This is a genomic window from Nonomuraea turcica (assembly GCF_030718205.1).
Taxonomy (GTDB): Bacteria; Actinomycetota; Actinomycetes; order Streptosporangiales; family Streptosporangiaceae; genus Nonomuraea.
The window spans coordinates 1-14,782 of record NZ_JAUZQF010000062.1; the positions used below are offsets into that span (position 1 = coordinate 1).

General features: G+C 63.7%; 5 protein-coding genes and 1 pseudogene. 3 read left to right on the plus strand and 3 right to left on the minus strand.

Features of this window, described 5'->3' with window-relative positions; translation table 11 throughout:
• Nucleotides 1-114 (plus strand): annotated as a pseudogene (locus tag Q9G87_RS59815) (IS5/IS1182 family transposase); the annotation flags it as partial.
• 138 nt (nt 115-252) lie between these two features.
• Nucleotides 253-927 (plus strand): hypothetical protein, encoded by a 675-nt coding sequence (locus Q9G87_RS59820; RefSeq protein ID WP_305925596.1) that lies wholly within the window; start codon nt 253-255, stop codon nt 925-927.
• A gap of 600 nt (nt 928-1,527) precedes the next feature.
• Here Q9G87_RS59820 and Q9G87_RS59825 read toward each other — a convergent pair.
• Nucleotides 1,528-3,027, minus strand: a complete 1,500-nt coding sequence (locus Q9G87_RS59825; protein ID WP_305925597.1) for a WD40 repeat domain-containing protein — start codon at nt 3,025-3,027, stop codon at nt 1,528-1,530.
• Between the two features lie 2,068 nt (nt 3,028-5,095).
• Between Q9G87_RS59825 and Q9G87_RS59830 the strand changes: the two genes are divergently transcribed.
• The gene (locus Q9G87_RS59830; protein ID WP_305925598.1) at nt 5,096-5,422 is read left to right on the plus strand and encodes a hypothetical protein; all 327 of its coding nucleotides are present in this window, start codon (nt 5,096-5,098) and stop codon (nt 5,420-5,422) included.
• 29 nt (nt 5,423-5,451) lie between these two features.
• Here the strand turns inward: Q9G87_RS59830 and Q9G87_RS59835 are convergent, their stop codons facing one another.
• Together Q9G87_RS59835 and Q9G87_RS59840 are read right to left on the minus strand one after the other, a co-directional pair.
• The gene (locus Q9G87_RS59835) at nt 5,452-6,111 is read right to left on the minus strand and encodes a hypothetical protein (protein WP_305925599.1); all 660 of its coding nucleotides are present in this window, start codon (nt 6,109-6,111) and stop codon (nt 5,452-5,454) included.
• Nucleotides 6,112-6,143: 32 nt separating this feature from the next.
• On the minus strand, nt 6,144-13,271 hold the full coding sequence (locus Q9G87_RS59840; protein WP_305925600.1) for an RHS repeat-associated core domain-containing protein: 7,128 nt from the start codon (nt 13,269-13,271) through the stop codon (nt 6,144-6,146).
• Nucleotides 13,272-14,782 lie beyond the last annotated feature (1,511 nt).

Consider the following 14,782-nt stretch of genomic DNA (forward strand, 5'->3'; position numbering starts at 1 on the left):
GCGAATGCCGTCCTGAAGAACTGGCGCATCCTGCGCAAACTCCGCTGCTGCCCGCTACGTGCAGGTCAACTCGTCAAAGCAATCTTCGTCCTGCAAGCTCGCGAGGTGCGGTGAAAAACCTTCACTGATTCCGGCGATCTCAAGGAGCAAGGTCGAGGAGATCGTTCGCGCCAGTGAGGGGCTTCCGCTCGGGGAGCTCTGGTTTTCGGGGGCTCTGGGCGGTGATCTGTGAGCCGTCGCGGCGGTACCCGAGTGAAGGCGACACGGAAGCCGATCGTCGTTCTCGCGGGTGAGGACCGCAACGACCGGCGCTGTATGCGCGTGCTGTTGGAGCAGTGGTGCCCGGACATGCGTGGCCGAATCGTCGAGATCAACGACAAGCCCACCCTGCACGCGGCCAGCAGCACTATTCTTGCGGCCCGGGCGGAGACGCTGGCGAGTAAGGTGCGTGCGCGGGCCGTACTGGAAGAGGCAGACGTCGCCTGCGTGTTCGTGCATGAAGACCTCGATGGTGTGGACAGCGACCAGCACCCAGTAATCCGAGAGCGAGTCGAAAAGGCGCTGGCGGCGGCCATGCGGTCGGGGACCGCCCATTACGTTCTGGCTGTCGCTGAGATCGAGGCGTGGTTGCTGCTCTTTCCCGAGGCATTGAGCGCGTTCGCTTCATCCTGGTCGGTCCCTGCCAAGTATCGGGGCAAGGACACAGGCCGGATCAAGGACCCCAAGAAGGTGCTGAAAGCGGAGGTCTCGGCAGGACGCTATCGGGAGTCCGACGCTCCTCTCATCCTGGAGAAGGCGGTCGAGCTCGGCTTGGTCGGCCGCCCGATGGGCCAGAATCGGTCGTACGCTCAATTCCGCAGTGGGCCGACTGAGTGCTGCGCGAATCACGTGGCAGCGGGTACGCTTCGTGGTCGTTGTACAGCGTGAGCGCCGAGCGATGCGAGTTCCAGAGTCCCATCCTCGGAGGAGATTATGCACCTCATGGCATGAGGGGCGGGCGTACAAGGGCTCCGAGGAGTGCGTCGTGAAGTGAACACCGCGGAACGTACCCTGTAGGTGCGTATCACCTCGACGAAAGCGTCGGTCATCCGCGCGGCCGGACGGCAGCGCCAGCAGTCGCTAACCATCGGAGCCGTCGTGTATGTGTAGATGCCCCATGCTATTAAAGGAAGCAACACCAGCCCCTGTCTGCACCACGCGAGTGCAGCTATTCCTCATGGCGGTTCTTACGATACTCGCGGACTGCTAGAACGCTGGCAAGCACCAGAATCGCAATAATCGCGACAGACGGGGCAAGTATATCCACACCTCTCTTTCCATCAGCGATGGAGAGCGTGATGCGAACGGGGAGCAGAATTAGGCTAAGCAGTGCCACCTTCCACCAAATCAAGTGTTTGAATCTCTTGATAGGCATCTATGACCCCGCTTCACTAGCTAGTAGCCAACGTTCTGGGTCAAGCCAAGAATAAGCTAGACGCCAGCATAAGGTTCGAGCTTCATGCCGAGGCAAAGCAGCAACGGCGCTTATTAGCCCACAGGATCGACGGCGCCGACGCCACTCACGATCTGTTCAAGCACATGAAAAGCTCCATTCATTTCACCGTGAGATTCACGCCGTGGATTCACGGTTAGCGCCCAATCGATCGAGCACGCAGCGAAAGTGTCTTTCCCAAAGCGGCCGCCACCGTATCGTGTCCAATCAGCATCGCCGGCGTATCGAGTCCACTCTTCGCGAGTGATCTTCAGACTGTCGGGAGCATTACAGGCGACGCCAACGGGATCCTCCAGCATCTCCGGCAGGTCCCTCAGGTCCCACATCGTCACTCCACGGTCGGGACTAGCAGTCAGCGCCACCTCTCCGTCAGCACTGACGGCGATGTGGCTTACTTCTCGGGAGTAATTCTTCAGGAAGGAGGTGTTCGTTGGCCGAGATGGGGTCGACAGATCCCAGAGTGGCACACTGCCGCCATCTCCCGCAAAAAGCGCGATCTTCTTGGAGTCGGAGAGGGCAATACCGTAAAGATCCTGGTTGGGCATGTCCAGAGCGGCGGCGTGAATCGGCCTGGCAGGATCTGCCAGTGACCATACGTCCGCCCGTTGCGAGCTCCCGACGAGGATTTCACGTCCGTCTGCGCTAATAGATATTGGCTCCGCAGTATTGAATGGCAGGTCTAGTCTGCTGAGTTGGATTGGGCTGTCGGGGCGGCTGAGGTCCCAGACAGTCACGTCTCGATCCCCTGTCAGGATTGCGGCAAGACGGGCATCAGCGTCAAGGGAGATGCTCCTGATGCGGCCAGCCGGGAGCCGAACGTGCGAGCGTTTGATCGGTTTCGTTCTTACGCTGAGATCCCAGATGGAAAAATTGCCGTCGAGGTCACCGACGCATGCCGTGCGGCCGTCACGTGACAAAGCTAGCGCCTCTATCCCGCGATCGGCCTCACGTGCGGTACCCGCATTGATGGTTCCTGAGCGAGTGGGCTGTGCGAGCTTGGTCAGGTCCCATAGCACCGCGGTGCCGTCATCTTGGCCGATCAACGCGGTTCGACCGTCGGAGGAGAGTGCAAGGAAGTCTACATTCTTATAATCACCTTCCAATTCGGCCCGCTCTTCGGCTTCACCTTCCGGGTCCTCGTCGAGCATTCCGCTCAGATCCCAGACGCCGATCCCGTCCGCATCTTTTATGAGCGCCACGTGGCCGTCCTGGCTCAGCGCCACACTGCTGGCACCTCTCGGATCCATCGAGAAGAGATCTTCGCGTCGCAGCACCAAGAGGCTTTCCAGCAACGCCTTGCGGCTTGTGGCGTCCGCGTTGATGTGTACCGCGGCCACGCCGAGCTTGAGGGATGTGTATGGATCCACATCCCTCAATTCGCTCGCCTGGAGGGCGAGAGAGCGAGCCAGCAGGGTCTCCTCCCTCATGAGCGCTTCCTGTCGCACGTAGGCCAGCAATGAGCCGATCGTGGCTATGACACCCAGCACGACCAAGCCGATGGTGACAAGGCCCTTCGCGCAAGGACGGACGTTCATGGCGGTACACATGTCTCCCGCTAGTTGCCGATACCGCTGGGCAGCAGTCCATCTCGCCGTCACAGAGGCTTATATGTCGTCTTCTTGGCGTGTGCGTATTCCGAATTGCAGTCAGTAGTGGGGCCTCCCGGTCCGCTTGGTGTCGGTCCCAGCCGACCCGCCATACTGCTCAAAATTGGGAGGGACGACCATCCCTTGCGTCATCCGGGTCATCGATGCCGACTGGTGACGAATCGGCCCTAGTACTGCTCATTTTCGCATGTAAGTAGAGTGCGCTCGGGAGCGCGAACCCGATAACGCCTACGCCCACAGCGGCTACGCCCAGAATCGGCCCCACAGGAACTTCGTACGGACCTGTGACCGATTCCGCGAGACGTGGCGTCAGCCACGCTGCGCACATGAGCCCGAGTCCGATGCTTATAGGGATTGCCAATAGCAGCCGGAATGCCATGGGCTTCTGATGGTTTCGCATTCGACGAAGCAAGAGAAAAGTTAAACATGGGTACACTAGCGCCAGACAGGCCACAATGCACCAGACTAGAGCCTTCAAGAAGTCCGGCTCCGTCAGATGGTATTCTCTGTACACGAGATCAAGATGGCGATTTGACGGCGGAGGTGCATTGATGACCGCGCGCGATCTGACATATAACCCTTTTGCATTCAGTGCCTTGATTTGCTCCCAGCTGATTGATCCAGGCGTGTCCACCAACCACTCTCTCCACAATCCTCCATTTTTGATTATTCCAGTCCTAGGAAAGGAGACAGTGGGAGGAATTTGGTCACGCCGGATATTGATAGCCACTCCAACTATCCTTACCGTTTCAGCGAGTCTACTCCCGGTCTTGAAACGGGCCACGGCCGCACGCACGGCGTCATACTTTCCAGCCGTCACAAGCAGCTCGCCTGGAGCCTGCGGATATCTTCCGCGCATCAGCGGGTACATTCCATGCGTCATTGGATCTCGCAAATCCAGTTCCGCGACTACGCCAGGCCAACCCGGCCAGGGTCCATTATCGACGCTGAAAGACGTTGCCCTGCTGCCCTTGGGCAACATGGCCTCGATCTCGTCACGGGTGTAAGGTTTTCGCTTCTCGGAGCGGTCTCTTAGCGGGTAGAGCTCATAACCGTTGCTATCTTGGTCAGCTGGCACTGACGACTCAGAGTCATATATCCGTGCGTCCGCGAGGCCCATGTCCCAAGGAATACCTTCGCGTGGCGAGACATGCATGGTTGCCTGCCCGGTGAGTATGGCGCTGAATATGACCATCGGCAAAGCAACCACAAGGATCGAAGTGATCCTCCCCCGCCAACCCGACTTTGAGTCTGCTCGCAGGCCTTCAGAGAGCGTCATCTCCATGCCTCCCATGCGCGGCAATAGCCTCGATCAGCGCTCGCAGCGAGGCTGCTCTACTAGGTGCGTTAAGTATTTCATCGTTCAGTGGCCGGCAGTGCCCTTTGCTCAGGTTATGGGGAGACAAGCAATCCATACTCTGACGTCGAGCGGCCTTACATCCGGACACATCGCGCCGACCGCTGTCCAGACAGTCAAGAAAGGCTTTCTCGATCAAATAGCAGGCCCTCGCCCCGTAACCACTGATGGTGCACTTGAGGTAGTCGTGCGCAACTACCCGGCAGGTGATGTCGTTCGACTCTCCCTCCCTTTTTGCCGCATGCCGAATGTAGGTCAATGACGCGCTGACAGTTGAAGGTCCCGAACTCGTCATAACGACGATTTCGGCAGTCATCGAATACCTGGGACGCTCGATCGCAGTCGGCGTCGGAAGCACTCGACTCGCATTCGACATAGCGGTGCGGTTGCCGATCGGCAAGCTGCCACTGCTCCCATTGCCCATAGAGGACCGCCGCGATGACGCCGAGCCCCAGCACAACCAGCGCCAAAACTATATTTCTGCGCTTTCATTCAGTCCACCGCCTTGAGCCAGGATGGAACTTGCCGTCCGAGACCGTGGAAGTATTTCTTATTAGGTCTGAGCCCTTTGCCCGCCGCGCTCCAGACGGCTATCCCCTGCCTGGATTGTTATTGACGAAATCCCGCCAAGGGGCATTAGTGAACGAGTCTGACAGTTTTGCCAGTTCCTCCACCAAACCTCACACCTCCTCGAAGACTCCCGTGATCACTTCGGCTTCCGAATGGTTGGGGGCCAAGATGCCGACCGCTGTGCCAGGGGCACCGCACAGTCCGGCCCAATCTCCGGTGTTCGCGATGGTCTCAGCCAACCAGGCCTCGTTGGCGGCGTACGTCGGCGAGGCCCCGATGTACGACGCGCCGATCCTGATGGCCAAGGCGCCCGCGAACACACGCCGCATGTACTGCCTCATGAACCTGCTGCCGGGCATGAAACGATCCACCACGCATCTCCGCTTCCGTTTCTGACGCCCCGACGGTCAAGGCAAGCGGCACCGTCAGCGGTAATGCGTGCGCGCATATTCATCCCGCACGCCCTGGCAAGCATGGATCGACGAATGCGCCCGGCAGTTCTCGTAGGCGGCCGTGGCCGGCACGCAGACGTCGCCGCTCACCGTGACCCCGAAAGCATGCCGGCACTTCTGGTATTCGATGGTGCCCTCGATACAGAAACTCCGCGCGATGTCCGTGGCACCACGAGTGCGGCACGCCTGATAGACAGGCTCGGAATCTCCGCAGATCGCTCCGCCTCCACGATAGAAGCACGCCTCGTGCACGGCCGCGTTCTCGCACTCCAGCAACGTCTTCCGCGCGGATCGGCAGGTCGAGAACTTCTCCGCTACCGGCTCCGCCGCCTCGGCGCAAGTGTTCGGCCAGAGCCCGACGGCGTCGGCGGCGACACAGTCCGCCATGAAGTCCTCCCGCTCGTGTCGCCGCGGCTTCCCGTTCGCGCACACTTCGTGTTCACCCTCGGGGGCTTCGCAGGGTTTTCCGGACGACTCGCTCGGCGAGGGGGTGACGTCCCCGGCCGTGCGGCCATCGTGCTCGGAACTGCCGGCGGCCGCGGTGACGGTCTCGTTCGTCTGCGCGTGCACGGCGAACAGGGCCCCCGCTGCCAGCAGGACGACCGCCGCACCGACGCGAAAGAACATCCTCATCTTGGCTCACCATTCCGAATGCCTGCGAAGGATCAAGCGGGATTGTACGTCAGGGGGCCACATCTCCAGGGCGCCTTCAGGCCGATCCCGTCGTCCTCCCTCATGCACTTCTCCCTGACGTTTATCCCGCGACCGGGGTACTTCGTGCGGAACTCATCCCATTTCTTGTTCATCGCCTCCACGTCCGGCCCCAGGGAGTTGAAGAGATCGAGGCCGTCCTTGATGGCCCCGCACACCGTGTCCGCTGCCCCTTGTGCTGTTTTGGCTCCCGGTATGCGGCCCAGGAACTTCGAGAGGTCGCAGATGCCCGGGGCGGTCAGGTCCTTTTCCTTCTTGTAGATGTTCGTCATGAACCACGCCTGCACCGGCGAATAGTAGGTCGTGCACGTCCTGTAGGTGTGACCGTTCTTCTCCGAGCGGACACAGTGTTTTCCTGGAGTGGAATCACAGTACGTCGACGTGGGATGGTCGATACACCAACGGATGGAGTCCCCCAGCTTTTCGCACGCGTCCACCTTGTGTTTCTTGGCCATGCAGTCGAGCTCCACCACGGCGGCGGCGAAGCAGTCACCCAGCGACCCTTTGATCTTGGTCAGGCAATGGGTCGCGTCGGCCGCCAGCCCTCGGCAGTATTCCGCGCTGGTCCTCTTCCCGTTGCCGTGCCGTCCGCCCAGCCCTTCCGGCAGGCCGCCCTTGTAGGCGCACACCGAGTACGTCTCGCTCACGACCTTGCACTGGTCGGTGTCGCCGCCGTGTTCCCTGTCGCCACGACACTTCGCATATTCGATGGCCGATCCCGTGCACACCTTGGTGGTGTTGGAGTATCGGTGCATGCACTCCTGGTACTCAGGACCCGCTTCGATGCAGCCGACGCGGTCGGAGTTCTTCCCCGCCATGCACTGCGCGTACACCTTCTTCTGACCCGAGCAGGTGCCGCCGCCACCACCGGTGACGCACGCGGAGTACACCGCTTTCCCCTCGCACGTCTTCGCCTTGGTGCCGGCGAATCGGCACTCGTTGTACGTCTCGTTCGCGGACTTACATCCCTTGTCCTTCGTCAATGCATACGTGCAGTCGTTGTAGAAGGACTCGTACGGATCACACTTCTTGCCCTTGAAGCCATTGTCGACGCACTTGTCGTACTGCTTCTCGCACTTCTTCTGGTACGGCTTCTTCGCGCAGGAGGCGTGGCCGTCGGGATCGACGTTCGTGAGCGGGTTGTCGTTGGCGTAGGTGTAGCGGTTGAGCTGGACGGAGGGGTCGGCGCTCTGAGTGAGGGTGTCGCGGCTGATGAAGCTGCCGGTGGTGGGCTGGTACCAGCGGGCGGCCATGTTGACCTTGCCGGTGCTCGGGTCGGTGTAGGCGCCCTGATAGCCGAGGCTGTGGGCTGCTCCGGTGCGGGTGACGACCTCGCCGAAGGGGTTGTAGGCGACCGAGTCGATCAGTGAGGTGCCGGTCGCGGTGAAGGCCCCAATGAGGTCGCCGCGCAGATCGCAGAACGCGAGCTGGGCGCCGGCGCCGTCCGACAGGCCGAGGGTGCGGCCGAGGGCATCTCGGCCGAACATCGCGGTCTTGACGCCGGTGGCGGTGTCGGTGACGGCGACGAGGTTGTTGGTGGTGCCGTCGTAAGTCATGCGCTGGGTCTTGCCACCCTGGGTGCGGGTCTCGACCCGGTCGAGGGCGTCGTAGTCGTACTGCACGCCGTCGTCGCTGACCAGGCGGTCGAAGGCGTCGGACTTGGTGAGGCGGACCATGCCGTTGCCCTCTTCGGCGAGGGTTCCGCGAGCTGTGTAGGTGTACGTCCTGCCGTCGCCCGCGGTCAGCCTGTCGCGTCCGTCGTAGGTGTAGGTCTTGTCGCCGGCCTTGACACGGTTGCCCGCGGCGTCCCAGCCGTAGTCGGTCCTGGCGCCGTCGGGGGCGGTCCAGGAGGTGAGCCGGTTGGCCCAGTCGTAGGTGTAGGTGTTCTTCCCGGCGCCGGCGGTTCCGGCGGTGGTCTTGGACGTCATGTTGTCGTCCAGGTCGTAGCCGTACTCGATGGATGCGATCGGCCCCGCGGCCGAGGTGGTCAGCGTGTCCTTGGTGAGCCGGTTCAGGTCGTCGTAGCCGTAGGCGCGGCGGGCGCCGCCCGCGCCGTAGGCCATGCCGGTCAGGCGGGCGGCCTTGTCGTAGGTGTAGTCGATGGTGGTGCCCGAGACCGGGTCCACTGATTGGGTGAGCCGGTCGGCGTCGTCCCAGGTGAAGGTGGAGGTGCCCGTGCCGTCGGTGCGCTGCACGACGCGGTTGTTGGCGTCGTAGGCGTAGACGTTGAGGTCACCGGCGACGGCGCTGCTGGACTTGAGCAGTTGGCCGCGGTCGTTGAGGGTGAAGGTCAGATCGTTGGCGGTGATCATGCGGCCGACCGGGTCGTAGCCGAACGTCTTGGCCTCGGTGTCGGCCTCGGCGCCGCTGCCGGTCTGCTTGACGAGCCGGTTGAGCTCGTCGAAGTTGCGCTCGACCCGTACCCCGCCGGGAGCGAGGCTGACGGCGGGGTTGCCGGCCGCGTCGTAGGCGACGGTCCAGGTGCGGTCCTTCAGATCGGGGTGCTGCGCGGTGGCTGGCTCGATAACGGTCTCCACCAGGCCGAGGCTGTTGTAGGTGGTGTAGGTGGAGTTGCCGCGGCCGTTGGTGGTGCGGGTCTGCGCTCCGGCGGCGTCGTAGCCGAAGGTGCTGGTGATCTGCTCGGACGCGGAGACCGGTTCGACCAGCGAGGTCATCCGGTTGGCGGCGTCGTAGGCGCGGGTGACGGTGTGGCCCTCGCCCGACGTGCTGCTGATCGGGTTGCCGGCCAGGTCGTAGCCGGCCTTCACGGTACGCAGCACCTTCCCCGTCGCGTCCTGCTCCTGGGTCTCGTTCTTGCGGCCGGCCAGATCGTAGAGGGCTGTGGAGGTGAGCCCGAGCGCGTTGGTGGTCGTGGTGGGCCGTCCGGCCAGGTCGTAGCCGAACGTGGTGGCGTTGCCGAGCGCGTCGGTCTGCTTGGTCAGCGCACCGGTCGCGTCGTAGGCGCGGGTGGAGGCGTCGCCGGTGGGACGGGTCGTCTTCACCACTCGTCCCGCGTCGTCGTAGTCGAGCTTGGTGACGTAGACGCCCGGTGTCGGCTTGCGCTCAATTGTGGAGAGCGTGATCTGCCGCCCCAGGTCGTCGTAGGTCGCCTCAGACCGTGCTCCGGTCGGGTCCACGGTCCACGACGATTCGCCGAGCAGGTCGTAACCGAACGTCCACGTCCCGGCTGCCGCCCCGCCGGCGGGCGGGTCGGTGACCTTCACCTTGCGGCCCAGTATGTCGTAAGCGGCGGTGGTGACCTGGCCGCGCACGCTGGTCGCCTTGACCAGCTGACCGGCGGCGTCGTATTCCGCGGTCGTGGTCGGGGTGATCGGCTGCCCGCCGGGCGGGGTGTAGGCCGGGAGTGTCTGGGTGGTGACGCGCCCGGCCCGGTCGTAAGCCGCCGTCGTGGTACGACCTTCGGGGTCGACCTGGTGCGTACGCTCGCCGAAGGTGTTGTAGCCCAGCTTGGACGTGGGCCGCTCGGTGACGGCGGCGCCGCCGTTGCGCTCCACCTGAACGGCGGGCATCTGCAGGCGCACCGGCAGCCCGGCCGTGCTGTAGGTCACGCTGGTGGTGAAGTCGGCCGGGTCGGCCCCCGCGGCGTTCCCACGGGGGTCGGTCATCCCCGTCACCAGACCGCGGTCGTCCACGGTCAGCGTGGTGACCAGGTCGGCGCCGTCATTGTGGATCGTCTGCCGGATCGGCTGGTCGAGCACGTCGTACTCGAACTCGGAGACCTCGCTCCGGCTGGTGCCCGCGGCGGTGCGCGTCACCTTGGTCACGTTGTCGTTCGCGTCGTAGCCGAAGCTGACCTTGCGCGCCAGTGTCTCCGGGTCCACCACCTGCGAGCTGACACGCCCGGCGGCGTCATAGGCGGCGTCGACCCGCAGCGTGCCGCCGTTGGTCGTCTGCCGGGTCAGCTGCGCCGCCGCGTCGTAGACCCGCGAGTCCAGCACGACGTCCCGCCCGGTGGCCGAGCCGTTCAGCTTGGCGCCCTTGGCGGTCGCTTCGAACGGCAGGTCGTCGGCGTAGTAGGTGTAGGCGGTGGTGCGGCCCATCGCGTCGGTCTTGGACGCGATCCGACCGGCGGGGTCGTAGGCGATGGACTCCATCACCACGTCGGTGGCCGGTTGGGGGTCGAGCGGGCTGCCCGTCCATCCCTTCAGCACCGTGGTGGCGAGCTCGCCGCGCGACGTGTACGTGTAGGCCAGCGTGGCGCCCCTGGGGTCGGTGGAACTGATCTTCTGGCCCTTAGCGTCGTAGCCGAGCCTCGTGACCGCGCCCTCGGGGCTGGTGATCGTTTCCTGCCGGCCGTGGGCGTCATAGGTGTAGGTCGACGTCCGCGCCGCGTCCCCGCCGGTCAGGTCCGCACTGGTCTCGGTCAGCAGCAACCCGTCGGCGTCATACGTGGCCGACCACTTGAGCGTGTGGGTCTTGCCGTCGACGTCGTTCTTGATCCCGGGCCCGGCCTTGGTCAGCGCCTTGCCCATGCCGTCGTAGCTGGTCGTGGTGGTCACGCCTTCGGGGTACGCCTCGGAGATCTCGGTAGTCGAGATGACCCTGCCCAGCGCGTCATGGGTGTACTTCTTCACGAGCCCCGACGGCAGGGTTTCGGTGACGAGGTCGCCGGCGGCGCTGTAGGCGTAGGTGGTCTCATTGCCCTTGTAATCCTTGGCCGACTTCACCAAGCCCGCGGGCATGGAGCCGCCGCCGACCGCCGCTTCCGTGCCATCCGTGTAGGTATTGGTCGCGGTACGGCCGACCGGGAAGTCCTCCGTCGCCGGGGTGGTGGCCTTGATCTCCTCGCCGAAGGCGTTGTGCGTCCAGGAGGTCATGTAGGTCTCATCCGTCGCCGATGCCGACCGCCCGTCACGCACAGCGATCTTCACATCGTTACGTGGATCGAATGGCTTGTCCGCGTCGATGAAGTAGTTGTAATACTCCGTCGAACAGTTGGCGCTGGCCGTACGACAGGTCTTCTTCGACAGCAAGTTCCCGCGCGCGTCGTAGGCGACCTCGACCACGTTGTTATTGGCGTCGAACACCTTGGCCGGGTATCCGCCGACGTCATAGGCCCACTTCGTGGTCGCCCCCACCTGGTCGCTCTCCGATACCGGCCGGTTGCCGCGCTGTGCATCGCTGACGTACGTGACGACGCCATTGTGCGGATCCGTGACCGTCACGGTGGCGAAGGTGGAGATGGTCGTCTGCTTGGCATATACCGGCTCCGACAACGTCCACTTACCACCGTTGGCATCGACATGGGTCACCAGGCGTCCGCCGTCAGCGGCGTAGATGTTGTCCGCGTCTACCCGTCCCGACGGCATCGTGACCTTGGTCAGTTGCGGCTGGGCGGTACGCGCTACGTAATGCCGCTGCACCGTCGGCGCACCGAGCGGCTTGCCGTATACCGCGACCTCGTCGATGTCGCCATTGAATGGGAACACCTTGGTCGAGGTGGTCGTGGAGGGCCACGCCGTACTGCCGTAGCCGGACCCGATCCGGGTCTCCCACTGATCGCCGTGCTTGATCTCGCCGGACAGGGTGCCGATCTGGGCGCCGTCCAGGAACAGAGTCTGCGTGTCCTTGCGGCCTGACAGCACCACGTGATGCCAGGTGCCGTCGTTCACCGCCGCGGTGGAGGTGATCGGGGTGTGCGCGCCGGTGTAGAACTGGCCGCGCAGCTTGCCGTCAGTGCCGACATACACCACGGGGGTGAACGCCGACGGGGTGTTATCGGCCGAATTCTGCATCCCGATGATCGTGCCGGAGGCGGTGGTCTTGAACCATGCCTCCACCGCCAGTTCGCCACCTTGACCACTGATCGTCGAGCGGGGCAGCTGAACGAAGGTAGAGGTGGCCGCGCCCTTGAACCTCATTGCCGTATCCGGCGATCCGCCTAGCGCACCCGTCACACCCACGCCAAGGTCGGCCGGGGTGGTGCCGGTGAGCTTGGCCTGTTCCTCGGTGATGTTCCAACCCGCTGAGGAAGCGACTTTCGTCCCGGTCGTGGTGGCAGTCTCGTTCAGCCGGTAGTAGTACTCCGGGGCCGAGTCCAGCACCACGCTCTTGTAACGGGAGGCAGCCGTGTAGCTGTAGGCGGTGCACGCGGTAGCCGAGGTGGGCGGGCACACCTTCACCAGCTGGTCACCGTCGTAGGCGTAGGTCCAGGTCAACGGCTTACCGTCGACCGGGTCAGTGGACACGCTCGTGACGTGGTTGCTGGTCCAGGTGAACGTCAGTGACCGGCCTCCGGTCGCGGTCACCTTCGCCAGCTTGCCGTCGGTGCCGCGGGCGAGCTCCTGCGACCGGCCCCGATGGTCGGTGATCTTGGTGAGCTTGCCGGCTGCGTCGAACCAGTAGGAGGTGGCCGACTTGTCCATCAGCCGCCAGCCGCCCCCAGACTCGGCGGCGAGCGTGGCGAATGTGCCAGACGGGGCGGCGAAAGTGCCGTCCCCCTTGGGTGCGAACCGCATCTGCTCGCCCGCCGGGTACGTCACCAGGAGACTTCCCTGAGGCTCCACGTCGATCCGCATGTCCCACCGGGTGGTCCAGCCCGCGCCAAAGGCGCCATCAGTGCGCGGGTCCAGGCTGTTGTAGGTACGGGTCACCGACAGCGGCGGACCGACGACCGCCACCGAGGCATCGGTTGCGGTGTGGCCGTAATTGCCCGAGACATGGTTGAATTCGCGGCCCTGCGTGCCGCCCGCCAGCAGGGAGTTGATGTTGCCCTGCTCCACCGCCGGGGTGAAGGTACGCCAAGCGGAGGTCACCGTCGTGAAAGTGGTGGCGGCCTTGGCCATCCACGAGTACGTCTTGCCCCAAGCAAGTTTCTTGTCCGGCACCTGCCAGGCGCCGGTAGTGCTCCACTCGGGCGAGCTTTCGCACCAGGTCCAGTTCGGGGCAGTGCCCTCACACACCTGGAACCAATACTTGACCGGAGCCTCGTTCAGCGGGCGAGCGTTCGCCGACAGCACCGGTGTCAGTGTGCTGACCTGGGAGTTGTTGGCAGGCGAGAACGTCTCGAAGGGCAACGCGCTCACCTTGGCCGATTGCCAGTCTGACCACGGGCTGCTCATGCCCGAGATCGTGGTGGCCCGGACCCGCCAGCGAACCAGCCAGCCGTCCTTCAACTTATCGGCTGGCACCACGGCCCACGCGTTCGTGCCAGACGCATACGAGGTCGCCGACGAGCCTGCCCAGATCACACCCGATCCCTGTTCCGCCACGATCGGATCGTGTTCCACCTCGACATCGAGGACGGACCTGCGATTCTCCGGGTCGGTGACCTTCGCGTACAGCCACGGCGTCAAGGTGGCAGCCGTCCACGACGCCGTACCACGCACAGCTGGGTCCATCCCCAGCCCTTCGATCGACGGCTTATTCAGGTCAACCCTGGTCGACTGCCAAGCTGACCACGGCCCTGCGACACCAGACGTGGTCTCGCCACGGACCCGCCATCGCACCAGCCAGCCGTCACTCAATTTGCCACCGGGAATCTGCACCCACGCATTCGAGCCCGAGTCGTACGCCTTCGATCCCTTGCCCGCCCAGATTTGCCCTGTGCCCTGACTGGCCGCTGCGGGATCGTGCTCGATCTCAACGCTCAGATAGGACCCACGCGACTCGGGATCGCTCACTTTCGCGTACACCCACGGCGTCAGTGATGAGACCGTCCATAGACCTGAGCCCTGCGTACCTGGCGTGACTCCCAGTCCGGCGACCGAAGGTTTCTTCAGGTCAACTGTGGCCAATTGCCACTCCGACCACACGCCGCTGGTGCCCGTTGTGGTAACCCCTCGCACTCGCCAGCGGATCAACCACCCGTCGGCGAGTTTCCCAGCAGGCACTTGCAGCCAGGCGTTGGAGCCCGACGCATACGAGGTTTGTCCCCTACCGGCCCAGATAAGCCCGCTACCCTGCCCTGACGACAATGGATCATGCTCGATCTCCGCGTCAAGGTACGACGTGGAACCGCCAGGATCGGTCACCTTCATAAACAGCGAAGGCGTTAACGAGGACAGAACCCATGTGCCCGAACCTTGAGTCGCGGGCAAGGCCCCGAGCCCGCTTCCCGCCGGTTTGTTCACCTCCACTTTCCCGGCTTGCCATTCTGACCAGGGTCCTGTGGCGTTTCCGGCTTGCCCTCGGACACGCCACCGGATGAGCCATCCATCCTGGAGGGTGCTGGATGCGACTGCTGAGCTGGTCAGAGTGGTAGCGCAGGCTCCGGTGGTGTACGGGCTTTGCCCCGTCCAGATCAACCCACTGCCCTGAGCGCCGGCCGACGGGTCGTGCTCAACTTCGACCTTCAGCAGGAGCTCACGGCATCCGGGATCGGACACATACGCCGAGAACGTTGGCGTCAACGTCGAGAACGTCCACAACCCCGACGCCAACTGCCCCGACGATGACAGGTTCGACACCGTCGGCTTCGTGGTGTCGATTCTCCCGGCCTGCCACTCTGACCAGGGTCCTGTGGCGTTTCCGGCTTGCCCTCGGACACGCCACCGGATGAGCCATCCATCCTGGAGGGTGCTGGATGCGACTGCTGAGCTGGTCAGAGTGGTAGCGCAGGCTCCGGTGGTGT